Annotated in this window: 26 protein-coding genes; 10 read left to right on the top strand and 16 right to left on the bottom strand. The window is 60.6% G+C overall.

From position 1 onward, the window contains the following. Window positions 1-7: 7 nt before the first annotated feature. Entirely contained in the window at window positions 8-865 is an 858-nt protein-coding gene (purU, locus tag AB4O05_RS02275) for a formyltetrahydrofolate deformylase (RefSeq protein WP_032883972.1), read from the top strand. Window positions 866-971: 106 nt separating this feature from the next. Continuing rightward, complete coding sequence (gene fdhA, locus AB4O05_RS02270) at window positions 972-2171, top strand: formaldehyde dehydrogenase, glutathione-independent (RefSeq protein ID WP_460133454.1); 1200 nt, start codon at window positions 972-974, stop codon at window positions 2169-2171. Between the two features lie 46 nt (window positions 2172-2217). On the opposite strand, the gene AB4O05_RS02265 is transcribed toward fdhA, so the two are convergent. The 4 genes from AB4O05_RS02265 to AB4O05_RS02250 all read right to left on the bottom strand — a co-directional run bounded on the left by AB4O05_RS02265 (window position 2218) and on the right by AB4O05_RS02250 (window position 4643). Continuing rightward, window positions 2218-2571 (bottom strand): hypothetical protein, encoded by a 354-nt coding sequence (locus AB4O05_RS02265; protein WP_460164830.1) that lies wholly within the window; start codon window positions 2569-2571, stop codon window positions 2218-2220. After that, the gene (locus AB4O05_RS02260) at window positions 2572-3546 is read right to left on the bottom strand and encodes a hypothetical protein (RefSeq protein WP_460164829.1); all 975 of its coding nucleotides are present in this window, start codon (window positions 3544-3546) and stop codon (window positions 2572-2574) included. It lies immediately after the preceding gene. Between the two features lie 152 nt (window positions 3547-3698). Beyond that, window positions 3699-4055 carry a hypothetical protein gene (locus tag AB4O05_RS02255; RefSeq protein WP_460133458.1) on the bottom strand — a complete coding sequence of 119 codons (357 nt, stop codon included), beginning with the start codon at window positions 4053-4055 and terminating at the stop codon, window positions 3699-3701. 129 nt (window positions 4056-4184) lie between these two features. Further along, window positions 4185-4643 (bottom strand): anti-sigma factor domain-containing protein, encoded by a 459-nt coding sequence (locus AB4O05_RS02250; protein ID WP_460133459.1) that lies wholly within the window; start codon window positions 4641-4643, stop codon window positions 4185-4187. 136 nt (window positions 4644-4779) lie between these two features. On the opposite strand from AB4O05_RS02250, the gene AB4O05_RS02245 reads away from it, so the two are divergent. Continuing rightward, the gene (locus AB4O05_RS02245; protein WP_460133461.1) at window positions 4780-5352 is read left to right on the top strand and encodes a DUF2780 domain-containing protein; all 573 of its coding nucleotides are present in this window, start codon (window positions 4780-4782) and stop codon (window positions 5350-5352) included. Between the two features lie 109 nt (window positions 5353-5461). Here AB4O05_RS02245 and AB4O05_RS02240 read toward each other — a convergent pair whose 3' ends face one another. Together AB4O05_RS02240 and AB4O05_RS02235 are read right to left on the bottom strand one after the other, a co-directional pair. After that, entirely contained in the window at window positions 5462-5944 is a 483-nt protein-coding gene (locus AB4O05_RS02240) for a hypothetical protein (protein WP_460133462.1), read from the bottom strand. A 134-nt stretch (window positions 5945-6078) separates the two neighbouring features. Continuing rightward, window positions 6079-6993, bottom strand: coding sequence for an acyltransferase (locus AB4O05_RS02235; protein WP_460133463.1), 915 nt, complete (start codon window positions 6991-6993; stop codon window positions 6079-6081). A 172-nt stretch (window positions 6994-7165) separates the two neighbouring features. Here AB4O05_RS02235 and rloA2 point away from each other — a divergent pair, with 172 nt between their 5' ends. The 4 genes from rloA2 to creD are packed head-to-tail and all read left to right on the top strand — an operon-like array spanning window position 7166 to window position 11208. Further along, on the top strand, window positions 7166-7666 hold the full coding sequence (gene rloA2, locus AB4O05_RS02230) for a retropepsin-like aspartic peptidase RloA2 (RefSeq protein ID WP_460133465.1): 501 nt from the start codon (window positions 7166-7168) through the stop codon (window positions 7664-7666). Between the two features lie 9 nt (window positions 7667-7675). After that, a complete protein-coding gene (gene creB / locus AB4O05_RS02225; RefSeq protein ID WP_460133467.1) occupies window positions 7676-8344 on the top strand; it encodes a two-component system response regulator CreB in 669 nt (222 codons plus the stop codon). Next, the gene (gene creC / locus AB4O05_RS02220) at window positions 8344-9783 is read left to right on the top strand and encodes a two-component system sensor histidine kinase CreC (protein ID WP_460133469.1); all 1440 of its coding nucleotides are present in this window, start codon (window positions 8344-8346) and stop codon (window positions 9781-9783) included. The genes creB and creC overlap by 1 nt, the downstream gene beginning before the upstream one ends. A gap of 51 nt (window positions 9784-9834) precedes the next feature. Then, complete coding sequence (gene creD, locus AB4O05_RS02215) at window positions 9835-11208, top strand: cell envelope integrity protein CreD (protein ID WP_460133470.1); 1374 nt, start codon at window positions 9835-9837, stop codon at window positions 11206-11208. A gap of 94 nt (window positions 11209-11302) precedes the next feature. On the opposite strand, the gene AB4O05_RS02210 is transcribed toward creD, so the two are convergent. The 9 genes from AB4O05_RS02210 to AB4O05_RS02170 all read right to left on the bottom strand — a co-directional run bounded on the left by AB4O05_RS02210 (window position 11303) and on the right by AB4O05_RS02170 (window position 20444). Next, window positions 11303-11932 (bottom strand): glutathione S-transferase family protein, encoded by a 630-nt coding sequence (locus tag AB4O05_RS02210; RefSeq protein WP_460133472.1) that lies wholly within the window; start codon window positions 11930-11932, stop codon window positions 11303-11305. Window positions 11933-11967: 35 nt separating this feature from the next. Further along, window positions 11968-12144, bottom strand: coding sequence for a hypothetical protein (locus tag AB4O05_RS02205; RefSeq protein ID WP_460133474.1), 177 nt, complete (start codon window positions 12142-12144; stop codon window positions 11968-11970). Next, entirely contained in the window at window positions 12141-13244 is a 1104-nt protein-coding gene (locus tag AB4O05_RS02200; protein WP_460133476.1) for a PepSY-associated TM helix domain-containing protein, read from the bottom strand. The genes AB4O05_RS02205 and AB4O05_RS02200 overlap by 4 nt, the downstream gene beginning before the upstream one ends. A gap of 63 nt (window positions 13245-13307) precedes the next feature. Further along, entirely contained in the window at window positions 13308-15737 is a 2430-nt protein-coding gene (locus AB4O05_RS02195) for a TonB-dependent siderophore receptor (RefSeq protein ID WP_460133478.1), read from the bottom strand. Between the two features lie 219 nt (window positions 15738-15956). Beyond that, window positions 15957-16103: a hypothetical protein gene (locus AB4O05_RS02190; protein WP_460164828.1), complete on the bottom strand. Its 147-nt coding sequence runs from the start codon at window positions 16101-16103 to the stop codon at window positions 15957-15959. Between the two features lie 130 nt (window positions 16104-16233). Then, the gene (locus AB4O05_RS02185; protein WP_460133480.1) at window positions 16234-17202 is read right to left on the bottom strand and encodes a FecR domain-containing protein; all 969 of its coding nucleotides are present in this window, start codon (window positions 17200-17202) and stop codon (window positions 16234-16236) included. Beyond that, window positions 17199-17717 (bottom strand): RNA polymerase sigma factor, encoded by a 519-nt coding sequence (locus AB4O05_RS02180; protein WP_460133481.1) that lies wholly within the window; start codon window positions 17715-17717, stop codon window positions 17199-17201. The genes AB4O05_RS02185 and AB4O05_RS02180 overlap by 4 nt, the downstream gene beginning before the upstream one ends. 100 nt (window positions 17718-17817) lie before the next feature. Continuing rightward, a complete protein-coding gene (locus AB4O05_RS02175; RefSeq protein WP_460133483.1) occupies window positions 17818-18525 on the bottom strand; it encodes a 3'-5' exonuclease in 708 nt (235 codons plus the stop codon). Next, entirely contained in the window at window positions 18522-20444 is a 1923-nt protein-coding gene (locus tag AB4O05_RS02170) for a putative nucleotidyltransferase substrate binding domain-containing protein (protein WP_460133486.1), read from the bottom strand. Before AB4O05_RS02170 ends, AB4O05_RS02175 begins: the two co-directional genes overlap by 4 nt. 245 nt (window positions 20445-20689) lie before the next feature. On the opposite strand from AB4O05_RS02170, the gene AB4O05_RS02165 reads away from it, so the two are divergent. Together AB4O05_RS02165 and AB4O05_RS02160 are read left to right on the top strand one after the other, a co-directional pair. After that, on the top strand, window positions 20690-21136 hold the full coding sequence (locus AB4O05_RS02165) for a response regulator (protein WP_460133487.1): 447 nt from the start codon (window positions 20690-20692) through the stop codon (window positions 21134-21136). Window positions 21137-21268: 132 nt separating this feature from the next. Further along, the gene (locus AB4O05_RS02160) at window positions 21269-21706 is read left to right on the top strand and encodes a hypothetical protein (RefSeq protein WP_460133488.1); all 438 of its coding nucleotides are present in this window, start codon (window positions 21269-21271) and stop codon (window positions 21704-21706) included. A gap of 64 nt (window positions 21707-21770) precedes the next feature. Here AB4O05_RS02160 and AB4O05_RS02155 read toward each other — a convergent pair whose 3' ends face one another. After that, window positions 21771-23948: a malate synthase G gene (locus tag AB4O05_RS02155; protein WP_460133489.1), complete on the bottom strand. Its 2178-nt coding sequence runs from the start codon at window positions 23946-23948 to the stop codon at window positions 21771-21773. A gap of 267 nt (window positions 23949-24215) precedes the next feature. On the opposite strand from AB4O05_RS02155, the gene AB4O05_RS02150 reads away from it, so the two are divergent. Continuing rightward, a complete protein-coding gene (locus AB4O05_RS02150; RefSeq protein ID WP_460133490.1) occupies window positions 24216-24728 on the top strand; it encodes a glycine cleavage system transcriptional repressor in 513 nt (170 codons plus the stop codon). Window positions 24729-24828: the final 100 nt, after the last annotated feature.

Below are 24828 nucleotides of genomic sequence, written 5' to 3'. Positions count from 1 at the left end.
ACGCACAATGAGCCGCGCACCCGATACATGGATTTTGACTGCCGACTGCCCCAGCGTGCTCGGCACGGTGGATGCGGTCACCCGCTACCTGTTCGAGCAGGGTTGCTATGTCACCGAACACCATTCGTTCGATGACCGCCTCTCTGGCCGGTTTTTTATTCGCGTCGAATTCCGTCAGCCCGACGGCTTCGACGAGCAGGCTTTCCGTGATGGCCTGGCCACGCGCGGCGAAGCCTTTGGCATGATCTTCGAGCTGACGGCGCCGAATTACCGACCCAAAGTGGTGATCATGGTCTCCAAGGCCGATCACTGCCTCAACGATCTGCTCTACCGCCAGCGCATTGGCCAGCTGTCGATGGACGTGGTCGCGGTGGTCTCCAACCACCCCGATCTGAAGCCGTTGGCCGACTGGCACCAGATTCCCTACTACCATTTCCCCCTTGACCCTAACGACAAACCGTCCCAGGAGCGTCAGGTGTGGCAAGTGATAGAAGAGACGGGCGCTGAACTGGTGATCCTTGCGCGTTACATGCAAGTGCTGTCGCCGGAGCTGTGCCGCAAGCTGGATGGCAAGGCCATCAACATTCACCACTCGTTGCTGCCGGGGTTCAAGGGCGCCAAGCCTTATCACCAGGCATACAACAAGGGCGTGAAGCTGGTGGGTGCCACGGCGCATTACATCAACAACGATCTGGACGAAGGCCCGATCATCGCCCAAGGCGTGGAGGTGGTTGATCACAGCCACTATCCGGAGGATTTGATTGCCAAGGGGCGGGACATCGAAGGGCTGACCCTGGCCCGCGCGGTGGGCTATCACATTGAGCGGCGGGTGTTCTTGAACGCCAATAGAACAGTGGTGCTCTGACTGACGCTTTCGCGAGCAACACAAGAAACAGCATCTGTACCCGAGCATTTAACGCGCTGCCTGCCTGGGCGACGCAGTTCCATAAAAACAACAGCGAGGTGAAAGCATGTCTGGTAATCGTGGTGTCGTGTATCTCGGCAACGGCAAGGTCGAAGTACAGAAAATCGACTATCCCAAAATGCAGGACCCCCGTGGCAGGAAGATTGAGCACGGCGTCATCCTGCGCGTGGTCTCCACCAACATCTGCGGCTCCGACCAACACATGGTGCGCGGCCGCACTACCGCCCAGACCGGTCTGGTGCTCGGTCACGAGATCACCGGTGAAGTGATCGAGAAGGGCAGCGACGTCGAGAACCTGAAGATCGGCGACCTGGTTTCGGTACCCTTCAACGTGGCGTGCGGCCGTTGCCGTTCGTGCAAAGAGCAACACACTGGCGTGTGTCTCACCGTTAACCCGGCGCGAGCCGGTGGTGCCTACGGCTACGTCGATATGGGCGATTGGACCGGCGGCCAGGCCGAATACGTGCTGGTGCCGTACGCCGACTTCAACCTGCTGAAACTGCCGGACCGTGACAAGGCCATGGAGAAAATCCGTGACCTGACCTGCCTCTCCGACATTCTCCCCACCGGCTACCACGGCGCCGTCACTGCCGGCGTTGGCCCAGGCAGCACTGTGTACATCGCCGGCGCTGGTCCGGTCGGCCTGGCCGCGGCTGCCTCCGCGCGCCTGCTGGGCGCGGCGGTGGTGATCATCGGCGACGTCAACTCCATCCGCCTGGCCCACGCCAAGGCGCAAGGGTTTGAAGTGGTCGACCTGTCCACCGACACCCCACTGCACGAACAGATCGCCGCGCTGCTGGGTGAGCCTGAAGTGGACTGCGCCGTGGACTGCGTAGGCTTTGAAGCGCGCGGCCACGGCCACGACGGGGTCAAGCACGAAGCGCCGGCCACCGTACTCAACTCGCTGATGGGCGTGGTGCGCGTGGCCGGCAAGATCGGTATTCCCGGCCTGTACGTCACCGAAGATCCAGGTGCCGTCGACGCTGCCGCGAAAATGGGCAGCCTGAGCATCCGCTTCGGCCTGGGCTGGGCCAAATCCCACAGCTTCCACACCGGGCAAACCCCGGTGATGAAGTACAACCGCCAACTGATGCAGGCGATCATGTGGGACCGCATTCATATCGCCGACATCGTGGGGGTTGAAGTCATCAGCCTGGATGAAGCACCACGTGGTTATGGCGAGTTCGATGCGGGCGTGCCGAAGAAGTTTGTGATTGATCCGCATAAGTTGTTCAGTGCGGCGTAGGTGATAGATAAGGGCGACCCAGAAGGTCGCCCTTGTTCTATTGGTTTTATATAAAAAACCAGCTAATGGTCATTCCGGCAGCTGAGAGGTAGGCCGTCACTGTAGGTATGACCATCCAGTACTTAAGGTGTCGAGGTATTTTTTTAACCTCCTCAGCAAGCACCATCCCGCGCCACTGAACCAATTTTGGAATAAGAATGACCAGGCCCATGGCGTATACGCGTTGGGGCCTTCCTTCAAAGGGAGTATTACGAAAAGTGTGCCTGCATCCGACTATAAAGCTGCTGTATTGCATATAGCGCTCAGCGGCATCAAGTTTTTTGAACATGGCAGAAAAAACGATCGGGAAGCTGAGTAGCATGAGCGCAAGTGAACACATGCCAATAATTTCAAAATCCATTTAATCCCTCGTAGACTTATAGAGAAAATTGCCTGCGTTTTCCCCCAAGCCGCTTCCAAACTTGCCAAGAGCGAATCCACCCGCAGCACCGCCGGCGATGGCGCATGCCAAAGCTCCGGCGCCGGCCGTTGGTATGCCAAAAACAATCGCGCAGGCGCCGATACCGGCAATAGCTCCAAGTGCCCCGCCTGCGGATGCGCCGCCAACACTACCCACCAACTTAGAGCTTTCAACATACTTCGCCTGCGTACATTCTTGCTCGCGTCCGGTGGAACACGCCTCCGCTATCTCCAACGCCGTCGACCCAACATCCAACGCAATACCAATGTAAGTCCCCTTCTTCAATATCTCTGAAGCCTTGGCTACACGTTTTACGGTCTCCTCATAGCCTCGAATCTCCCCATGGTGCCAATAACTCTTACTGGAAATCCCCAGCATCTTCTTAATGGAACCTTCATTTTTCAAGCCCGTCCCCAACCGTGCCAACCCTGAAAGTTGTCCATCCAGCTTCGCAAACAATGTCCTGCGCTTACCCAGAAACTCATTCCTCGCACTGGCGGTACCGTTCCTCAGGTACTGCTTATGCAACTCGTCGATTTCCTTGAGCGTCTGCTCGACTTGCGTCAGGTGCTTGCTCCACGCGCTGCTGGCGCTGCCGATGCCCAACGAGGCATGGGACATGATGGCCTGCAACTGATCATAGTTTTTGATCAAAAATCGATCAGTTGCGGAATGCGCGAGCAATGCCAGTTTTATGTTCTGCGCCGAGCGCATCAATCGCGCTTCCTCTGCGGTACAAGACGCTGTGTGCGCATCTGGAATGATCACCAACTGCCCAGGCAACACCACGACATTGCGAATGTGTTGGTTGAGGATGTCGAACTTGGTTTGAATATGAGGATTGAGCGAAAGGCTAAGTTTGAGCAGCGGATAAGACTGCGGTCGCTCGTTGATAAATGCATAGGCTCCCTGCACCGCGTACACCTCCAGGATTGTGGCGCACGACTATATGAAGGCGCCACAGGGGGTGTAAGAAGCTGTCAGGGATGTTTGGAGTGTTTCGGAAATGGACTACGCGAGTCCAGGCCGATACTTACTCTTGCAACCGCCAGGGCAGCCCTTATTTATTATTGCGGGGCTGAGAGTCGCAGATAGGGCTCTTTCACCTTGCTGTTTTCGACCAAGCGTTTTCCACCGTAGTCGCAGCGCAGCTTGCCATCAACCACGCCAAAAGTTTCGGCTTTGAGTGCGTATTTGGCGGCCAGATAATCATCGTCGGTTCCAAGTGTCGTCCCCGTCCATGTCCTGCCATTGCTGGTGGCGGTGTAGGTGAAACCGTCGCCGTACTTGTCAGGCACACTGTCGTCGTGGAAGGGTTTGGATTTAATCGCACTGGCTTCAGGGCAGTCCTTGATATCAGCTGCGTGAGCATTCACTGCCAGTGTCAGAACAGCCAGCATGCCTACGGCGAATTTATAGCTCATGATTAACTTCCTTATCGTTGAGAGGGAAGTCTCATGCTATGTGCAGGTGCAATCGCGCCGATACTGTTAAAAATGACAGGTTTCTATAATGATTGGCGATAATGGGGCAGTTGCCTATAGCGCCAGCCATCACCGGGCGGCCAGCGCACCTTGATACACCGTCGGTCCCGTCGGCTGCTTGCTCACCGACCCGCCTTTGGTTTCCGAACTCACCATCAATTCCACCGGTTTGCTGATGGACGCCTGCTGACGCGGGTTGAGTCCGATGATGCCTTTGCCATCCTCGGGCAACAGGCCCAGCGACACCGGCGTGCCGCCTTCGGGGATCGCCCATAGTTCCAGGCTCTGGTCCGGGGCGGGTGCCGTGGAGGCGATGGGCTGCACTTCCAGATAATCTTTATGCGCCATGATCTGCGCCGCGGGCTGTTGGGTTGTGGTCACCAATGTCGCGGCGGCTTTGACGCTGTCCTGGGTGTAGAGGGCGCCGCCGATGCCGGCAACCACCACCACGCAGGCGCCGATGAACAGGCGAGTGCGGCTCCAGAATGGAGGCTTGTGCTCAATCACTTGGGGTTGGATCGCAGTCATAAGTCTCTTCCTGACAAAATGTGTAGTCAGTTCATGGACCCGCTTATCGCAATTGGGTTCCAGCGGTGCCTTGGAACAACCGACGCAATGCCCAGTCAAACGCCTGCTTTCGCCCCTATATCCCGAGGTTGTTTCGATGAAGATTTCACGCGGTTTCGCCCTTTCCTGCCTGATGACCCTGGCAGCCGGCCCGGTGTTTGCCGCAGGGTTCAGCCTTGGCGATGCGGCCAATGCCATTTCCGGCATGCAGGGCGGTAACAACAAGGCCGCTGCGGCCGCGCCGTCATCCGAGACGGCCGGCTTGCTCAGTGCCTTGACCTCACAGCTCAACATCACCCCCGAACAAGCCGTGGGCGGCACGGGCGCCATGCTGGGCCTGGCCAAGAACCAACTGAGCAGCACCGACTATTCGCAACTGGGCAAGAGCGTGCCGGGCCTGGACCAGCTGTCGGGTAGTAATGCACTGGGCAGTCTCGGCGCCTTGAGCGGGTTGCTCGGCCAGACCGGTGGCAGCAAGACCAGCGGCCTTGACGGCCTGCTGGGGAATGTGAAAGACACCAATGACCTGCACACAGCGTTCAGCGCGCTGGGCATGGACAGTGGCATGGTCGGCCAGTTTGCCCCGGTGATCCTGCAATACCTGGGCAGCCAGGGCGCCAACGGTTCGTTGCTGGGTAAGCTGGCTCAAGCCTGGGGGACCGGCAGTTAAGCAACGGCCGCTCATAAGATTGCCGGCGGCGGTGGATGGCATCAACCATCGCCGTCGTGCGCCCAATGAGCCCAGGTTCTTGACGGCCTGGACGTCTACGCCTGGCGCCTCAGATGTCCTTCCTTGTGGTGCAGCGTGGGTCTGGTGCGCCGGACTTGTCGAAAATGAACTGGATTTCCATCGGCGCGTTACGTCGTGCGGTACTTCTGCTCAAACTGATGCTGTTCCAATTCCCGTCCTGTTTCATGCTGTCCGGGGATTTGCTTGATTGGCCATCCACCTTCAGGTTGACGTTGGCGCTATTGCCGCCGCGCACGTTATTTTTCTTAGTGATTTTGTATTGCCTCACCACCGCGGCTCTCAGCGTGCTGTTGTTGTAGTACTGGACATAGCCTTTAGCTTCGCCGGTGTAGTCTCCCGCCGAGCAACTCATGTGGAAAGACTGTTTGTTCGCAGTGTTGCTGGAGGTGGCCGCTCCGGCTGCGCCTGCGGCCTGGCGACTCGTATCAGCCGGAGTAACAGGATTTGCCAGCGCCGGCAGGCTGGTCAGTGAAAGGGCGACAACCATTGGTTTTAAAAGGTGCTTGAACACGTATCGACTCCCTGAAGTAGTGGTTTAAACCTCGCGTCCTGGCACGCTGGCGTGCGTTTCAATGCAGAGGTATCCATTAGCCTGGCGTAGTGCGTACGTTGTTTCAGTCAGCTCGGTCTGGGGTCGCCTGCCGGTTATTCTCGTTCAGGCGAGCGACAAGCGCTGCCCCGTTCTCTGAGAAGCGCTTCAATGCGCGCGTCTTTTTCCTGCCAGAGCTGGTTCACCCAGTTCTGCACGGTCTGACGAAACGCTGGATCGTTTTCGTAATCGCCCTGCCACAACGCCGGGTCCAGCTCGCGGGTGCGGATATCAACGATCACCTTTGGCACTGCGCCGCTGATCAAGTCCCAGAACCCGGGGATCCTTGCCTTTGGATAAACCACCGTGACGTCGAGCACTGCGTCCAGTTGTTCGCCCATGGCCGCCAGCACAAATGCCACGCCGCCGGCCTTGGGCTTGAGCAGGCGCGTGAACGGCGAAGCCTGCTGCTTGCGCTTGGCCTCGCTGAACCGCGTACCTTCCAGGTAATTGACCACCGTCACCGGTTGGCGCTTGAACAGCTCACAGGCTTGCCGGGTGATCTTCAGGTCCTGGCCGGCCAGTTCCGGGTGCTTGGCCAGGAAGGCCTTGGTGTAGCGCTTCATGAACGGGTAGTCCAGCGCCCACCAGGCCAGGCCGAGGAAGGGCACCCAGATCAGTTCTTTTTTCAGGAAAAATTTGAAGAACGGCGTGCGCCGGTTGAGGGCCTGGATCAGTGCCGGGATATCCACCCAGGACTGATGGTTGCTGATCACCAGGTAGCTTGTGTCACCGCGCAGGTTTTCACCGCCGCGAATATCCCAGTGGGTCGGGATGCACAGGGCGAAGATCAGTTTGTCGATCTCGGCCCAGGTCTCGGCGATCCACATCACCGCCCATGAGGCGTAGTCCCGATAGCGACCCGGCGCCACCAGCTTGAGCAGCGCGAATACCATCAAGGGGCCGATCAGGATCAGCGTATTGAGCAACAACAGCAGGGTGACCAAACAGCCGGTGAGCAGGCGGCGCATAAGCAACTCTTGGGATCTTGTGGGCGTGCCATGATAAGAGAGCTGAGTCTGGAGGCCAAATCGCAAAGTGCGGTACGAATGTTTCACAGTGTGCCAGGTATGTTGGTGGGACTAACTAAGTGCTGTTCTTGCGGTCTAGAATCCGCCTACTCAATTCAAGGAAACCACCTACGTGAAAATTATCCTTGCCTCTCTTGCTCTTGCGGCGCTGCCCGTCATGGCCGCCGAGCCTACCCTCTACGGTCGCTACGAATACATCCAGCTGCCGGAAATCGGCGAGACCTTCAAGGCCAAGATGGACACCGGCGCGCTGACCGCCTCGCTGTCGGCCCGTGACATCGAGACCTTCACCCGTGATGGCGACGACTGGGTGCGCTTCCGCCTCGGTGGCAAGGACGCCTCCAACAAGGTCTACGAACACAAGGTATCGCGCATCAGCAAGATCAAGAGCCGCGCCGATGAAGACGACGAAAAAGACGAAGCGACGGTTGCCAAGCGCCCAGTCATCGACCTGGAAATGTGCCTGGGAGACGTCAAGCGTACCGTGGAGGTCAACCTCACCGACCGCAGCAGTTTCAACTATCCGTTGTTGATCGGTGCCAAGGCCCTGCGTGAATTTGGCGCAGCAGTAAACCCGGCCCGTCGTTACACTGCGGACAAACCGGACTGCTGATCTGAACCCATGCCCCACATCCTGATTGTCGAAGACGAAGCGGCAATAGCCGACACGCTGATATTCGCCCTGCAAGGCGAGGGCTTTACCACCACGTGGGTGACGCTCGGCCAGGCGGCGCTGGCGCATCAGCGCCAGACGCCGGCCGACCTGATCATCCTCGACATCGGCCTGCCCGACATCAGCGGTTTTGAAACCTGCAAGCAATTGCGCCGTTTCAGTGAAGTGCCGGTGATGTTCCTCAGTGCGCGGGACGGCGAGATCGACCGCGTGGTGGGGCTGGAGATCGGGGCCGACGATTATGTGGTCAAGCCGTTCAGCCCTCGGGAAGTGGCGGCACGGGTGCGCGCGATCCTCAAGCGGGTCGGCCCCGGTGTTGCGCCGGCACTGTTTCAGGTCGACCTGGAGCGCATGCAGATCAACTATCGCGGCCAGCCCCTGAGCCTGACCCGCCACGAATTCCGCCTGCTGCAAAGCCTGCTGGAGCAACCCGAGCGCGTGTTCAGCCGCGAGCAATTGCTGGATGCCGTGGGTGTACCGGCCGATGCCGGTTACGAGCGCAATATCGATACCCACATCAAAAGCCTGCGCAGCAAGCTGCGCAGCGTGGCGGCGCAGGCCGAGCCGATCCAGACCCATCGCGGCCTCGGCTACAGCTACAGCCCGAGCAACAGCTGATGCGCCTGGGGCTGCGGATCTTCCTGGTGTACGCGTTGTTTATCGGCCTGACTGGCTACTTCGTGCTCAGCACGGTGATGAAGGAAATCCGCCCCGGCGTGCGCCAGTCCACCGAAGAAACCCTGGTGGACACCGCCAACCTGCTGGCCGAGATCCTGCGTGACGACGTGAAGAACGGCACCCTCGGCCAAAGCCACTGGCCGGCACTGCTCAAGGCCTATGGCAACCGTCAGCCCGGCGCGACCATCTGGGGCCTGCCGAAAAACCAGGTCAACCACCGCATCTACGTAACCGACGCCAAGGGCAGGGTGCTGCTTGACTCCAGCGGCGAAGCGGTGGGCCAGGACTACTCCAAATGGAACGACGTGTACCTGACACTGCGCGGCGAATACGGCGCACGTTCCACCCGCAGCAACGCGGATGACGCCACCTCGTCGGTGATGCACGTGGGCGCGCCGATCCGCGACAACGGTCAGATCATCGGTGTGGTCACCGTGGCCAAGCCGAACAGCTCGTTGCAGCCTTATGTCGACCGCACCGAACGCCGCCTGCTGTGGTACGGCGCGGGTCTGGTAGTGCTCGGCTTGCTGCTGGGCGCCTTGTTGTCGTGGTGGCTAAGCGTTGCCCTGCACCGGCTGACGGCTTATGCACAGGCCGTCAGCGAGGGTCGACGGGCCGAACTGCCACATTATCGCGGTGGTGAACTCAAGCAGTTGTCGACCGCCGTTGAGCATATGCGCACGCAACTGGAGGGCAAGGCCTACGTCGAACATTACGTACACACCCTGACCCACGAACTGAAAAGCCCACTGGCGGCGATTCGCGGCGCGGCCGAGTTGTTGCAGGGCGATATGAGCCGCGAGCAGCAGCAGCGCTTTGTCGGCAATATCGACAGTGAGAGTGCGCGCCTGCAACAGTTGATCGAGCGCCTGCTGAACCTGGCGCAGGTGGAGCAACGCCAGGGCCTGGAAGAACAAGTGAGTATCCCGCTGGCCGCCCTGGTGGGTGATGTGCTCAACGCCCAATGCGCGCGGATCCAAGGCGCCGGCCTGCAGGTCGAACAGGCGATTGGCGCGGATGTTCGCGTCTACGGCGAACCTTTTCTGTTGCGCCAGGCCTTGGGCAACCTGCTGGATAACGCCCTGGATTTCACCCCGCCCGGCGGCTCGCTGCGATTCAGTGCTCAAGTGCGGCACAGCGATGTGCAGGTGAGCCTGTTCAACCAGGCTGCCGCGATTCCCGACTACGCCTTGCCGCGCCTGAGCGAGCGGTTCTATTCGCTGCCACGGCCGGCGAGTGGGCGCAAAAGTACGGGCCTGGGCCTCAACTTTGTCGAAGAGGTGATGAAGCTGCACGGCGGTGCGTTGCAGATCGCCAATGTGCCCGGCGGGGTGCAGGTGGTGCTGCATCTCCATACAGTCTCCACAGTGCCCACATAAATCCCTCATACAGGCTGCGCAGACTCTCCCCATCAAACCAGGGAGAGACCCATGAACCGCAGCCTGCTTTTCAAACTTGGCGCGATTGCGCTGCTGATCCTGCTGTTGCTGATTCCGTTGCTGATGATCAATGGCATCATCGGCGACCGCCAGCAACTGCGCGACGGCGTACTGATGGATATCGCGCGCAGCGCAAGCTTTGCCCAGCGCCTCACCGGGCCGGTGATGGTGGTGCCTTATCGCAAGACCGTGCGTGAGTGGAAGCTCAATGAAAAGCTCAACAAACGCTATGAGGTCACGCGTGAAGAACGCGGTCGCCTGTACTTCCTGCCGGACCGTTTTGAACTCGATGGCAAGGTGCAAACCGAACTGCGCGCACGGGGCATTTACCAGGCGCGGCTGTTTCATGCCGATAACCGCATCACAGGGCGTTTCGAGCTGCCCGCGCAATTGGGGATCACCGAGGACTTTTCCGACTACCGCTTTGAACCGGCATTTCTGGCAGTGGGCATCAGCGATATTCGCGGTATTGAAAACTCACTGACCCTTGAGCTTGGCAACCAGCGCCTGGAGTTCTCGCCGGGTTCCCAAGTGGATTGGCTGGGAGAGGGCGTACACGTGACGCTGCCCGAGCAAGACAGCAAAAAACCGGCCGTGCTGGACTTCGCCTTCGACCTGCGCCTGCAAGGTACCGAGCAACTGCAAGTGGTGCCGGTGGGCAAGACCAGCCAAGTGTCACTGGCCTCCAACTGGCCGCACCCCAGCTTTATCGGCAACTTCCTGCCAACACAACGAGAGATCAACGACAAGGGGTTTACGGCCAGCTGGCAGACCTCATTCTTCTCTACCAACCTCGAACAAGCCCTGCAAACCTGCCTGGACGCGCAAGGCTGTGATGACTTCAACAACCGCAGCTTTGGCGTGAACTTTATCGACCCGGTGGACCAGTACCTCAAGAGCGACCGGGCGATCAAATACGCGCTGCTGTTTATCGCCCTGACATTTGCCGGTTTCTTCCTGTTCGAAGTACTCAAGGGCCTGGCGGTGCACCCGATTCAATATGCACTGGTGGGGGTGGCCCTGGCGTTTTTCTACCTGTTGCTGTTGTCGTTGTCCGAGCATCTGGGCTTTGCCTTGGCTTACCTGATCTCGGCGAGTGCCTGTGTGTTGCTGATTGGTTTCTACGTGTGCCATGTGCTGCGCAGCGTGGCCCATGGCCTGGGGTTTTCGGCAGGGTTGGCAGCGCTGTATGGCCTGTTGTACGGGCTGTTGAGCGCCGAGGATTATGCGTTGCTGATGGGCTCTCTGTTGCTGTTCGGCCTGTTGGGTACGGTGATGGTGCTGACACGCAAACTGGATTGGTACGGAGTGGGCCAGCGCAAAGGGGCGCAGCCGTTGGCGTTCGATCTGGAGGCGGTGCAATGATCGGGTTGCGCGAGGATCAGCAAGTGGGGGCGCAGTTAGCTGCAAAGATCGCCACCTTCCTCAATACCACCACCGTCCAATGTGGGAGTGAATGTCAGGCCGGCGGCTGGGTCTGCTGCATCGAAGGCCGCTGGCTGACCTCGGCGTACCAGGCGGCAAGCCTGGGGTTGTCCAGCCGCCAGTGCATGTCCGGATGGCGGAAGTCCAGGTAGCCCAAGGCGCAGGCCACGCTGATGGCGGCGATGTCGAAGTGGCTGGCCAGCTCTGCGATGGCATCCTCCTCCAACTCCGCGAGGGTGCGCTTGATTTTGTTGCGCTGTTCGTCGAGCCACGGGGCCCAGTGTTTCTCCACCGGGCGCAGGGCGGTTTCGTAACGCACCAGCACGGCGGCATCCATGATGCCGTCGGCCATCGAGGCCAGGGTCAGGCGCCGCCAGCGCGCCGAGCCGTCACGGGGGATCAGCGGGTGGCCGACGTGCTGGTGGTCGAAGTAATCGAGGATCACCCGGCTGTCATGCAGCACGCTGCCATCGGCCAGGCGCAGGGCCGGGATCTTGCCCACGGGGTTGCCTTGCACCACCTGGGCGTCGGGCGTCACAGGGGTCGGCACGCAGGTGTGCAGGGCCACGCGGTCCTGCTGGCCGGTCTCGATCAGCAGCACGCGGACTTTGCGAACGAACGGTGATGCTGGATTGTGGAACAAGGTCATGCTGGGAGCGGACATGGGCATTCCTCAAAAAGGGGCAGCGCTAATCTATCTCACCGCTTGAGCAAGCCCCAAGTGCCAATGACGGCGGGAATGCCCAAACCGACCCAACCGAGCCAATCCCACCGCCCATCCCCCAGCAACGCCGCGAACAACCCGGCGGCACTGAGCAGGCCAATCCCCAGCGGGATGCCAAACACTTTCCAGAAATTCGACTGGCGCCGCTTCATGCCTTGCCCGCCTTGCGCCGCACGATCCACAGGTAAACCCCACTGCCGAGCACAATGAGGGTCAGCACATCCATGACGGCCCAGAGGATTTTCATCGGCATGCCGCCGTAGTCCCCGAAGTGCAACGGCTGCGACATGCCCATGGCGTCCATGTACCAAGGCCGTTTGGCGATGGCAGTAACAGCCAGGGTGCTGGCGTCGATCAATACCGGTGTGAGCAGGTGCGAGGTCAGGTGGCTGCTGCCTTTCATGAACACGGCGTAATGGTGCTCGCTGGAGAAGCGCGTGCCGGGGAAGGCGATAAAGTCCGGCTGCATGCCGGGGGCGGCCTTGGCGGCGATGGTCAGCAAGTCGGAGGCTGGTGCGCGGCGGGTCAGGGGTGGAGCGTTCCGGTAGGGTTCGATCATGGCGCTGAGGCTGTCCTGGCGCCAGGCGGCGATGATCAGGTCGGCACAGGCGCTGATTACGCCGGTCACGCCCACCACCAGCGCCCAGGTCAGGGTGACCACGCCGATCAGGTTATGCAGGTCGAGCCAGCGCAGGCGCGTGGATTGGTGCTGGCGTACGCTGGCGAACTTCAGGCGGCGCATGAACGGCAGGTACAGCACCGTGCCGGAGATCATCGCCACTACGAACAAAATACCCATGAATGCCAGCAGCAGCTTGCCGGGCAGGCCGGCGAACATGTCCACGTGCAGGCGCAGCAGGAACAGCGTGAAGCCACCATTGGCCGATGGCATCTGCATGGCATCGCCGGTACGCGCATCGAGCATGAAGGTGTGGGACGAATTGGGCTCGGTGCCGGCTGTGGCGGCCATGATCGCGATCACGCCGTTCTTATCGTCCTCGTCCCAGGCCAGGTATTGCATGGCTTCGCCGGGGCGATGGGCCTGCGCCTTGGCGACAAGCTGCTCAAGGTCGAGCTGCGGCGTATCGGCGGGCATTTGCGCAAGTGTGGGTGCGTTGCCCAGCAGGTGATCGATCTCATGGTGAAACACCAGCGGCAGGCCGGTGAGGGCGAGCAGCAGCAGGAACACCGTGCAGATCAGGCTGGTCCAGGTGTGGATAAAGGACCAACGGCGGATGGTTTTGCTTTTCATTTTCTAGCCTTCAGACACACCAAAGCCGCCCGTGGGAGGCGGCCTGGTTGTTAACTCAGCCGGTTACCACTGGTAGGTGGCGCTGGCGACGACGCTGCGTTGGTCGCCGAAGTAGCAGTAGGAGCCGTCGCAGGTGGACAGGTAGTCCTTGTTGAACAGGTTGGTGGCATTCAACTTCACCGACGCGCCCTTGAGGCTGTTGTCCAGACGGCCGAGGTCGTAGTGCAGCGCGCCGTCGAATACGGTGTAGGCGTTGGCCTTGCCCAACCAGGTGTTGGCTTGGTCGCCATAGGTATTGCCGGTGTAGCGGGCGCCGAAGCCGATGCCGAAGCCGTCGAGCACGCCGGCGTGCCAGGTGTAGTCGGTCCACAGCGAGGCTTGCTGGTTGGGCATCAGTTGCAGGCGGTTGCCTTTGAAATCGCCTTTTTGCACCTCGGATTTGGCCAGGGTATAAGCGGCGATCACCTTGAGGTTCTCGGTGACGTCGGATATCGCCTCCAGCTCCAGGCCCTTGACCTTCACTTCGCCGGTCTGGTCGGTGATGGACACGCCACCCGCCTGGAAGCTGGTCACCAGCACGTTTTTCTGGGTCAGGTCATAGACCGCTGCACTCAGCAGAGTGTTGGAGCCGGGCGGCTGGTACTTGACCCCCAGTTCCCACTGCTTGCCCTCGGTGGGTTTGTACGACAGCACAGGGTCAACACTGGCGTTGCTCGCTGGCTGGAAGGACTCGGCATAGGACAGGTACGGAACAAAACCGGAGTCGAATACATAGCTCAGCGCAGCGTTGCCACTGAAATTCTTGCTGCGGTCGGTGTTGGTCGCGTCCTGCTTGTTGAAGTAGGTGGTGCCCTGGTGAACCCAGTCTTCACGGCCGCCCAGGGTCAGGCGCCAGTTATCCAGGGCCATCTGGTCCTGCACATAGAGACCGGTCTGGACGGTCTTCTGGTTGTAATCGTAAAAAGGCGTGACGTCGGTCGGGCGTACGGTCGGCCGGGTGTTGATCGGGTTGAAGATGTTGGTACCTGACGCAATACCGAAGATCGCCCGATAGGACGTATCGGTGCGCTGATGATCCAGGCCCAGCAGCAAGGTGTGGGTGATGTCGCCGGTAGCAAAGTCAGCCTGGAAGTTGTTATCCACCGCAAACTGGCTGATGTCCTCGTCAACGTTGGTGGTCGAGCGGCTGATATTGCCCGCCGCATCTGCCGGGGAGAACGCGTAGGAGCCCACGGTCAACTGCTGGAACGACAGCTCCGACTTGGTATAGCGCAGGTTCTGCTTGAACTGCCACGTATCGTTGAACCGGTGCTCGAAGGCATAGCCCAGCGCGTAGTAGGTGCGGTCGTAGTATTCGTAGTCCGGGTCGCCCAGGTTCTTGTGATGGGACACCTCGCCCAACGGCGACTTGATCTTGCTGCCCTGGATCGGCAGGAACTGGCTGGTGGTACCGGTATCGTCGCGGGTGAACTGCGACAGGAAGGTCAGCTGGGTTTCAGGGTCGATGTTCCAGGTCAGGCTCGGGGCAATGTTGTAGCGCTTGTTGTCGATGTGGTCGACCTGGGTGCCGGCATCGCGCACCACGCCGTTGAGGCCATAGAGGAACTGGCCTGCATCATCGATCTTGCCGGTGCTGGCGAAGTTGATCTGGCGATAGTTGTCACTGCCGTATTGCACCTGAATGGCATTGCTCGACTCAGAGCTGGGGCGGCGGCTGACCATGTCCAGCAGGCCGCCGGGTGGGGTCTGGCCGTACACCGACGAAGCCGGGCCGCGCAGCAGGGCGAGACGGTCCAGGTTCCAGGTTTCGGCTTTAGGGTTGGCGTATACGCCGCGCGGCAGTGGCAGGCCGTCGAGGAATTGGGTCGGTTCGAAGCCGCGTACGCGCATCCAGTCGTAACGGGTGTCGCTGCCGTAGCTGGCGGAGACGATGCCGGGCATGTACTTGACCGCGTCATCCAGGTTCTGGACGTTGCGGTCCTGCATCTGCTCGCGGGTGGCGATGGAGATCGAGCGCGGTGCTTCGACCAGCGCGGTGTCGGTCTTGGTGCCGGCGGCGGTGCGTTTGGCCAGGTAGCCATCGACCGGGCCCCAGGCGCTTTCATCACTGCCCTGGCCGCTGATAGTGGTCGCGGGCAGCGCCATCACACCCTCTGGAATCACCACCAAGGTAAACGTCCCGGCGCTGCTCTGTTCCAGCTGCAACCCGGTCCCACGCAAGGCTTCACGCAGTGCGCCTTGCGCATCGAACTGGCCCTGGACCGGTGCCGAGGTCTTGCCCGAGGCCAGCGTCGGGTTGAGGGTCAGCGCCAGGCCGGCCTGGCTGGCGATCTGGTTCAGGGTGCTCGCCAGTGGCGCCGCCGGCAGGTGATAGGCGCGCACGCTGGAGGCTTGTTCGGCGGCGAACAGCAAGGGGCTGGCCAGCGGGGCGCTGAGGGCAATGGCCACGGCTAACAGGCTGGGGCGCAACAAGGTGTCTAGCGGGCGGGACATGGGCGGCTCCTGAATGGAAATATTTCTCAATTGCCTAGGTGCCGAACGAGAATTGAAAAGTGATAGGGCGGGGTGAAAATATTTTTGTGGTGTGTTTCTGATCGTTCCCACGCTCTGCGTGGGAATGCCTCTTGTGACGCTCTGCGTCACGCTTTGGACGCAGAGCGTCCCGTGCTGCATTCCCACGCGGAGCGTGGGAACGAGCAAACACCTGGAACCTTAAGGCTTGGCAATCACCGTCACCCACCACGGCGTGTGCTGCTCGATCCGCACCGGCAGGGTCGGCAGCAGGGCGTTAAGCGCCAGGGTGGTGTCGTGCAGCGGGAAGCTGCCAGTGATGCGCAGGTCGGCCACGTTGCGATCCACCCCCAGATCTGATCGTTCCCACGCTCTGCGTGGGAATGCCTCTTGTGACGCTCTGCGTCACGCTTTGGACGCAGAGCGTCCCGTGCTGCATTCCCACGCGGAGCGTGGGAACGAGCAAGCACCTGGAACCTTAAGGCTTGGCAATCACCGTCACCCACCACGGCGTGTGCTGTTCGATCTGCACCGGCAGGGTCGGCAGCAGGGCGTTAAGCGCCAGGGTGGTGTCGTGCAGCGGGAAGCTGCCAGTGATGCGCAGGTCGGCCACGCTTTTATCCACACCCAGGTAACCCGTGCGGTAGCGGCTGAGTTCCTGCACCACATCGCCCAGGCGGGCGTTGTCGACCACCAGCATGCCGCGCGTCCAGGCGTCGGTGGCGGGGGTGACGGCAAACGCGGGGCCGAGGCCGTCGCTGCGCATCAGCACTTGCTGGCCTGCCTTGAAAATGTGTTCCTGGTGCCGCGCCTCGGGCTGCGCCGCCACCGCCGATTGCAGCACGGTCAAGCGCGTGGCGTCGTCCTCGCGCTTGACGATAAAGCGCGTGCCCAGCGCTCGCAGGCGGCCGTCGCGGGTTTGCACGTAGAACGGGCGCGCATCGCCGTGACCGGTCTCGACGAGGATTTCGCCGGCCTGCAACACGATCAGCCGGCGTTTTTCATCGAAGCGCACATCAACGGCGCTGTGAGTGTTGAGGTCGATCCGCGTGCCGTCCGCCAGCGTCAGTGTGCGTTGCTCGCCAGTGGCGGTGCGCTGGTCGGCCAGCCAATAGTGGATCGGCACGTAGCGTTCACCGGCAAACAGCGCCAAACCGCACACCAGCGCGATACTCGCCAGGCCCGTGCCCAACTTGCGCACGCGCTGGCGAATGCCCTCGCGCGATTGCAACAACGCCGCTCGCGCCGGGCCCGAAGCGGCACTGAAACGCTGGTCGAGCATGCCCAACTGGCGCCAGGCGCGGGCGTGTTCTTCATCGTTGGCCAGCCATTTGCCGAACTCTTCGCGCTCCACCGCGCTGCCGTCCCCCGAGTCGAGGGACAACTGCCAGGCAATCGCCGCATCCAGCACGCGTGCCGACACTGGCTTGGCGCTGATCACGCTCACGACGGCTCGCCATACAGCGCGATGTAGCACTGGCGAATGCCCTGGGCCAGGTACTGGCGCACACGCGGCACCGACACACCCAGGCGCTGGGCGATTTCGGCGTGGCCCAGCCCGTCGAGGCGGTTATAGAGGAAGGCGGCGCGGGCCTTGCTCGATAACTTGCCGAGCAGGCGGTCGATGGCCTTGAGGTCTTCGAGGATCAATTGCTGTGCTTCCGGAGAGGGGTGTTCGCTTTCCGGGATCAGCATCAATTCGCTCAGGTAGGCCTGTTCCAGGGCTGCGCGCCGAAAGTAGTCGAACAACAAGCCTTTGGCGATCGCTACCAGAAATGCCCGCGGCTCGCGGGGCGCGCGCAGTTCGTCACGGCCCAGCAGGCGTACGAAGGTGTCCTGGCTCAGGTCTTCGGCGCGGCTCGGGCACGCCACGTTGCGGCGCAGCCAGGCCAACAGCCAGCCACGATGGTCGCGATACAACGCGCCAACCAGCTCACTGTGTGGGGTTTGGACCGACGACAAGGCATCACCGAATAAACAAGAAGTTTAAATTAACGAGAATTATTCGTGATTGTGTCAGGGGCGCGGGGCGGGCGCAATTGGCGTCTGTCGGGAGATGACATTAAAACGATGGCGCGTGTTTACGCCGTTTCCATTGGCTCAAACGCTCTTGCAGCCTCTGAGGCGTGTCGATCTGCTGCTGGCGCGCGCGGCTGAACAGGATCAGCATCAGCTCCGCGGTGGCCAGGGCGTCGGCGCTGGCGTGATGGCGTTCGCCCACTTGCAGCTTGAAATGGTTGATCCAGTCATCCAGCCCGGCTTCGCGGATAGGCGCTTCGGGGCACAGCAGCGGGGCGATGTCGGCCACATCGAGGAATGGGTGGGCCAGGCGATACCCCAGGCTGTCCTTAAGCGCCCGCCCGAGCATGTGTTGGTCGAACGGAGCATGGAAGGCCAGCAACGGGCTGTCGCCGACGAACGCCATGAAGTCCAGCAACGCCTCGACCGGGTCGCTGCCGGCGGCGATGGCGCTGGGCCCCAGGCCGTGGATCAGCACGCTGGGGCTGAGTTTTGTCTCGGTGCGTTGCAGGGTGCGTTCGAACAGTTGGGAGAAATCCACCGCGCCGTCTTCGATCACCACCGCGCCGATGGACAAGACCAGGTCGCGGTTCAGATTCAGACCGCTGGTTTCCAGGTCCACCACCACCCAGCGTTGGTTGCGCAGTGGTCCGTCACCGAGCGCGACAGGTTTGGGCAAGTGTTCCAGGCGCCGTTGTTGCGCCGCGGTCAACCGGGGTTTGGCCGCGCGCAGCCAGCCGAACAGGCTCACAGTTGGTACCGCAGGGTCAGGCTGCTTTGCAGGCGCTGGGCCTGGCGCAGGGATTCGCGCAGGATGCGGCGGTCCAGATGGTTCAGGCTCTCGGGGTCGACGCGGTTGGAATACGGCTGGTTCTCGCGGGTTTGCAACTGGTGCTGTTGCATGCGGGTTTGCTGGATAAAGTGATACGCCTCCTCATAGGCGGCGCCGTCCAGTGGTTCGATGACTTCCTTGACCACCAGTTGGCGCAGGCGCTCCAGGGTGTTGGTGGCGTGGATACCATTGGCCAGCGCGAGCAGGCGTGCGCCGTCCACAAACGGGGTCAGACCCTGCACCTTGAGGTCCAGGGTGGCTTTGTCGCCGCCTTGGCGCGTCAGCACAAACTCGCGGAAGCGTCCCACCGGCGGGCGCTGGCGCAGGGCGTTCTCGGCGAGCATGCGTTGGAACAGCCGGTTATCCGCGACCTGATCCAGGATGCCTTGGCGCAGTTGCTCGCAACCCTGTTCGTCGCCCCAGACCACTCGCAGGTCAAAATAGATGTTCGAACCCAACAGATTATCCGGCGTGGCCTCGCGAATGAACGCCGCAAACCGTCGCGCCCATTCAGCCCGCGACAGGCACAGTTCGGGGTTGCCGGCCATGATATTGCCCTTGCACAGGCTGAACCCGCACAGCGCCAGGCTCTGGTTGATCTGCTGTGCCAGGGGCAGCAGGCGCACGCGAATCTCGGCGGCTTTTACCGCATCCTTGGCTTCGAACAGGATGCCGTTGTCCTGGTCGGTGTACAGGGTCTGTTCGCGACGACCTTCGCTGCCGAAACACAACCAGCTGAACGGCACGCCGGGGTCGCCTTTTTCGGCCAGGGTCAATTCGATCACTCGGCATACGGTGTGGTCGTTGAGCAGCGTAATGATATGGGTGATCTGCGTGGACGACGCACCATGGGCCAGCATGCGCTCCACCAATTGGCCGATCTCGCCGCGCATCGCCACCAGGTTCTCCACCCGTGGCGCGTTGCGGATGGTGCGGGCCAGGTGCACCAGGTCGACGCGCTGCAGGGAAAACAGGTCGCGCTCGGACACCACGCCGCACAGGCGCCGGTCTTTGACCAGGCACACGTGAGCGATATGCCGCTCGGTCATGGCGATGGCGGCGTCGAAGGCGCTGTGGTCCGGGGTGAGGAAAAAGGGCGCCTGAGTCATGTGCCCTTCGATGCCCTGGCTGAAGTCGCTGGTGCCGTCGGCCACCACCTGGCGCAGGTCGCGCAGGGTGAAAATCCCCAGCGGCGCCTTATGCTCGTCGACAATCACAATGCTGCCCACCTGTTGCTCGTGCATCAGCGTCACCGCTTCGCGCAGGGGCGTTTGCGGGCTGCAGGTGACGGGGTGGCGCATGGCCAATTCACCCAGGCGGGTATTCAGTGAATATTGGGTGCCGAGGGTTTCCACGGCCTTTTGCTGCACCTGCTGGTTGACCTGGTCCAGCAGGCTGCTGACGCCGCGCAGGGCGAAGTCGCGGAAGGGGCTGGAGAGGGCAAACAGCTTGATAAACGCCGGCTTGTTCAGCTGCAGGCAAAAGGTGTCTTCGGCGGCCTTGTGCTCGGTGCGCGTGGCGCGTTCGCCCAGCAGCGCGGCAAGGGGGAAGCACTCGCCGGTGGTGATTTCGAACGTGGTTTGCGTGCTGTCTGGCCGCTCGCCGACAACCCGCCCCTGCTTGACGATATAGAAGTGCTCCACCGGGCCGCCCGAGGGCGTGAGGATACTTTCACCGGGGCCGTAGAAGCGTAATTGGCACTGCTCCACCAGAAATGCCAGGTGGGCGTTTTCCATCTGATTGAACGGGGGAAAGCGTTGCAGGAATTGCAGGGTGCCGTGAATGTTCTGCAACACAGCAGTTTTCCCCGCTTGGGTGAAAGCATCAGCTTTACTCATAACAGTGACCGCATTTTTTTGTCGTTATCGTCCTCCATGGTCGACTCCTGCGCGGTGGGTGCCCATTGGACGTAAGTCTAGGTCGATGAAAACCGCGCAGGACTAGGGAAAAACCTTACATGACTATCGTCCAAACCCCGTAAAACGCCCACTAGGCAAACTTTCCGACGAAGTGCACATTGATCGCCTTTCCGGCGATGTCTGACATCTGTGCTGGAGGATTGAAAAGAACTACTGAGAACCGTATGTCCGACCACGATATTTTGAATGATGCCGAGCGCGAGGCTCTGAGCGCCGTGATGCTGGAGCCCGATTTACCGCCCCAGCGCGTATTGATCGTGGACGACGACAAAAACGCGCGTGAGCTGCTGGCGGAAATCCTGGGCCTGGACGGTATTCGCTGCATGACCGCCGACAGTGGCGAGAGCGCATGGGAGCTGTTGAGGTCCAGCAGCTCTATCGGTTTGCTGATCACCGACCTGCGCATGGCGCCGAGCAATGGTCTTGAGTTGATCCGCCGGGTACGTGAGTCAACGCGTGCGGCATTGCCGATCATCATCATGTCGGGGGACGCGGAAGCGCCGGATGTGATTGATGCGATGCATCTGAGCGTGGTGGATTTTCTGCTCAAGCCGATTGATAGCGTGAAGTTGGCGAAGCTGGTCAAGCGGGAATTGGGGATGGCGCACTAGTCACCACTGATCGGTTTTTAGCGATAACTGTCAACTCTGACAGTAGGCGGCATAGTCTCGCAGTTGTTCACTTGCGCAGCAGGCACTGGTCAAGAGCTGGTGCCCATTCACTTGTGGACAGGAGATTGTCAAATGAACGTTACAAAGCCTGGCTTTTCCAGAGACGCCCATCTTGCTCGCGCTAAAGGAAAACGTGGCAATGCGACCCTCACATACAATTATGAAGGTGAAGGTGACAAGTACTCATTTAGTACTACGTCGGTGACTATGTGGCCTTCTCAGGCGTTGATAAGCTACGACGACGGGTGGGTTGGCACTAGTTGGACTTATCCAAGTCGGCTGGTTCCAGGGGAACACACGTTTGAACTTATGAAGTTTGATAGTATTTCATTTCACATAGGACTATCCGAATATAGCAACCCTATGTCGGGTGAAATGAAGGTCCGCGTTGAGGTTGGCGAGGGTGGAGCAGTCCTCATTTTCACCGGAACGATAATGGCTGCAAAAATCAGAAACGAGGCTGGAGAAGGAATTGAGTTCGAAAGCACCTTTTCGGGAACCTTTCCCTGAGCTGTTCCAATTAATGAAAAAGCCCTGATCTTTCAATCAGGGCTTTTTCATTCGTCGTGTTTATTTACAAAGCGTTTTTAGCCTTGAATTCCCGACGCCTGCGGTGCAACACCGGCTCGGTATAACCATTGGGCTGTTGGGTGCCTTCGATCACCAGCTCCACCGCAGCCTGGAACGCGATATTGCTGTCGAAATCCGGTGCCAGTGGGCGGTACAACGCATCCCCGGCATTCTGGCGGTCTACCACGGGCGCCATGCGCTTGAGGCTTTCCATCACCTGATCCTGAGTGACGATGCCGTGGCGCAGCCAGTTGGCGATGTGCTGGCTGGAGATACGCAGGGTGGCGCGGTCTTCCATCAGGCCCACATCGTTGATGTCCGGCACTTTCGAACAGCCCACGCCCTGGTCGATCCAGCGCACCACGTAGCCGAGGATGCCCTGGGCGTTGTTGTCCAGTTCGTTGCGGATCTCGTCCTCGGACCAATCGGTATTGCTGGCCAGGGGAATGGTCAGGATGTCGTCCACCGAGGCGCGTTCGCGCTTGGCCAGTTCGGCCTGACGGGCGAACACGTCGACCTTGTGATAGTGCAGCGCGTGCAGCGCGGCCGCCGTCGGCGATGGCACCCAGGCGGTGTTGGCGCCGGCCAGTGGGTGGGCGATTTTCTGTTCGAGCATCGCGGCCATCAGGTCGGGCATTGCCCACATGCCTTTACCGATTTGCGCACGGCCTTGCAGGCCCGTGCTCAAGCCGATATCGACGTTCCAGTTTTCGTAGGCGGCGATCCATTTCTCGGTTTTCATGGCGGCCTTGCGCACCATTGCGCCGGCCTCCATGGAGGTGTGGATTTCGTCGCCGGTACGGTCGAGGAAGCCGGTGTTGATAAATACCACGCGCTCACTGGCGGCCTTGATGCAGGCCTTGAGGTTGACCGTGGTCCGGCGCTCCTCGTCCATGATCCCGACTTTGAGCGTGTTGCGCGGCAGCTTGAGTACGTCCTCGATGCGACCGAACAGCTCGTTGGTGAACGCCACTTCTTCCGGACCGTGCATCTTCGGTTTAACGATATAGACCGAACCGGTACGGCTGTTCTTGCGGCTGCTGTTGCCATTGAGGCTGTGGATCGCCGCCAGGCTGGTGAGCAGGCCGTCGAGAATGCCTTCCGGCACTTCGTTGCCCTGGTTGTCGAGGATCGCGTCGATGGTCATCAGGTGACCCACGTTGCGCACGAACAGCAGCGAGCGGCCATGCAGGGTCACGTCCTGGCCATCCACGCCGGTGTAGACGCGATCGGGGTTCATGGTGCGGGTGAAGGTCTTGCCGCCCTTGGCCACTTCTTCGGCCAGGTCGCCCTTCATCAGGCCGAGCCAGTTGCGGTAGATCACCACTTTGTCGTCGGCATCCACGGCGGCGACGGAGTCTTCGCAGTCCATGATGGTGGTCAGCGCGGCTTCCATCAGCACGTCTTTGACGCCGGCGGCGTCGGTCTGGCCGACCGGGGTGCTGGCGTCGATCTGGAGTTCGAAATGCAGGCCGTTGTGTTTAAACAGGATCGCAATCGGCTCGGCCGCAGGGCCCTGGAACCCGATCAACTGGGCGTCGTCACGCAGGCCGCTGTTGCTGCCGCCCTTGAGGCTGACGATCAGCTTGCCATCGACGATCTTGTAGCCGGTGGACTCGACGTGGCTGCCGGCGCTGAGCGGGGCGGCTTCGTCGAGGAAGGCGCGGGCGAAGGCGATGACCTTGTCGCCGCGCACCTTGTTGTAACCCTTGCCCTTCTCGGCGCCGTCGGCTTCGCTGATGGCGTCGGTGCCATATAGCGCGTCATACAGCGAGCCCCAGCGCGCATTCGAGGCGTTGAGGGCGAAGCGGGCGTTCATCACCGGCACCACCAGCTGTGGGCCGGCCATACGCGCGATTTCGTCGTCGACATTTTGGGTCGTCGCCTGGAAGTCTGCGGCTTCTGGCAGCAGGTATCCGATGTCTTGCAGGAAGGCTTTATAGGCCACCGGGTCATGCGCCTGGCCGGCGTGAGTCTGGTGCCAGGTGTCGATCCGCGCCTGGAAATCGTCGCGTTTGGCGAGTAGGGCTTTGTTCTTCGGGGCCAGGTCGTGGATGACCTTGTCGGCGCCGGCCCAGAACTGGTCGGCAGTGATGCCGGTACCGGGAATGGCTTCGTTGTTCACGAAGTCGAACAGGACTTTGGCGACCTGCAGGCCACCGACTTGAACGTGTTCAGTCATTGCTTGCCTCACTCTGCGGAGCTTATGCGCTGATTCAGATTTTCATTATGTAGTGCACGGGTTGGCATACTACATGATGCCTTGCGGTTGTGAAAATTAGACTAAATACGTCGTTTGGCGACCCACTTTGGTCGTACGGTCACAGCGGAGAACCGGATGTTCTCAAAAAACTATTGGATTGTTCCAGATAAATATAAAAATGGTACACGATTTGTTTTCGAGGCCCCTCGGGTCCACCTTGTAGGTTGAATTTCAGAGGGCTTCGCCATGGACCATCTTGTACTCACTATTATCGCCGCCGACAAACCCGGCCTGGTGGAGCGCGTCGCGCAGAACATCGCTGCCCACGGTGGCAACTGGCTCGAGAGCCGTATGGCGCATATGGCCGGGCAGTTTGCCGGGATCCTGCGGGTCAGTGTGCCCGCCGAGAATCGTCAGGCGCTGGTGGGGGCGCTGGAGGACTTATCCACCCACGGCATTCGCGTGCTGGTGGGTGAGGGCAGCAGTGGCAAAGCATTGGCGTCCAAACCGATCGTGATGACGCTGGTGGGCAATGATCGTTCGGGCATCGTGCGGGAGATCACCGCCTTGCTGAGCAAGCAGGGCGTCAACCTGGAGCGTTTGAGCACCGATGTCCGCCCCGCGCCGATGAGCGGTGACCCATTGTTCAGCGCCGAGGCGTTGCTGCAGGTGCCGTCGACGTTGTCCCTGGATAAATTGCAGGCGTCGCTGGAAACCCTGGCGGATGATTTGATGGTGGAATTGCGCAACGAGGAATGATCTGTCCACAAGGTTATGCATGGAAATCTTGCATGGGCCTGTGGATAACCTGTAGAGACCCGGCGCCAGGCCACGCCGGCCGTGCTTTTCCGTGATCTGA

The organism is Pseudomonas sp. S1_G07 (assembly GCF_054668565.1).
This window is presented reverse-complemented; position numbering and strand designations above follow the sequence as displayed.

What these genes read in the sequence shown, in the direction of transcription:
- purU (WP_032883972.1), top strand. Translation starts at nt 8, where the DNA reads ATGAGCCGCGCACCCGATACATGGATTTTGACTGCCGACTGCCCCAGC.
- fdhA (WP_460133454.1), top strand. Translation starts at nt 972, where the DNA reads ATGTCTGGTAATCGTGGTGTCGTGTATCTCGGCAACGGCAAGGTCGAA.
- AB4O05_RS02265 (WP_460164830.1), bottom strand. Translation starts at nt 2,571, where the DNA reads ATGGATTTTGAAATTATTGGCATGTGTTCACTTGCGCTCATGCTACTC.
- AB4O05_RS02255 (WP_460133458.1), bottom strand. Translation starts at nt 4,055, where the DNA reads ATGAGCTATAAATTCGCCGTAGGCATGCTGGCTGTTCTGACACTGGCA.
- AB4O05_RS02250 (WP_460133459.1), bottom strand. Translation starts at nt 4,643, where the DNA reads ATGACTGCGATCCAACCCCAAGTGATTGAGCACAAGCCTCCATTCTGG.
- AB4O05_RS02245 (WP_460133461.1), top strand. Translation starts at nt 4,780, where the DNA reads ATGAAGATTTCACGCGGTTTCGCCCTTTCCTGCCTGATGACCCTGGCA.
- AB4O05_RS02235 (WP_460133463.1), bottom strand. Translation starts at nt 6,993, where the DNA reads ATGCGCCGCCTGCTCACCGGCTGTTTGGTCACCCTGCTGTTGTTGCTC.
- creB (WP_460133467.1), top strand. Translation starts at nt 7,676, where the DNA reads ATGCCCCACATCCTGATTGTCGAAGACGAAGCGGCAATAGCCGACACG.
- creC (WP_460133469.1), top strand. Translation starts at nt 8,344, where the DNA reads ATGCGCCTGGGGCTGCGGATCTTCCTGGTGTACGCGTTGTTTATCGGC.
- creD (WP_460133470.1), top strand. Translation starts at nt 9,835, where the DNA reads ATGAACCGCAGCCTGCTTTTCAAACTTGGCGCGATTGCGCTGCTGATC.
- AB4O05_RS02210 (WP_460133472.1), bottom strand. Translation starts at nt 11,932, where the DNA reads ATGTCCGCTCCCAGCATGACCTTGTTCCACAATCCAGCATCACCGTTC.
- AB4O05_RS02205 (WP_460133474.1), bottom strand. Translation starts at nt 12,144, where the DNA reads ATGAAGCGGCGCCAGTCGAATTTCTGGAAAGTGTTTGGCATCCCGCTG.
- AB4O05_RS02200 (WP_460133476.1), bottom strand. Translation starts at nt 13,244, where the DNA reads ATGAAAAGCAAAACCATCCGCCGTTGGTCCTTTATCCACACCTGGACC.
- AB4O05_RS02195 (WP_460133478.1), bottom strand. Translation starts at nt 15,737, where the DNA reads ATGTCCCGCCCGCTAGACACCTTGTTGCGCCCCAGCCTGTTAGCCGTG.
- AB4O05_RS02170 (WP_460133486.1), bottom strand. Translation starts at nt 20,444, where the DNA reads ATGAGTAAAGCTGATGCTTTCACCCAAGCGGGGAAAACTGCTGTGTTG.
- AB4O05_RS02165 (WP_460133487.1), top strand. Translation starts at nt 20,690, where the DNA reads ATGTCCGACCACGATATTTTGAATGATGCCGAGCGCGAGGCTCTGAGC.
- AB4O05_RS02160 (WP_460133488.1), top strand. Translation starts at nt 21,269, where the DNA reads ATGAACGTTACAAAGCCTGGCTTTTCCAGAGACGCCCATCTTGCTCGC.
- AB4O05_RS02155 (WP_460133489.1), bottom strand. Translation starts at nt 23,948, where the DNA reads ATGACTGAACACGTTCAAGTCGGTGGCCTGCAGGTCGCCAAAGTCCTG.
- AB4O05_RS02150 (WP_460133490.1), top strand. Translation starts at nt 24,216, where the DNA reads ATGGACCATCTTGTACTCACTATTATCGCCGCCGACAAACCCGGCCTG.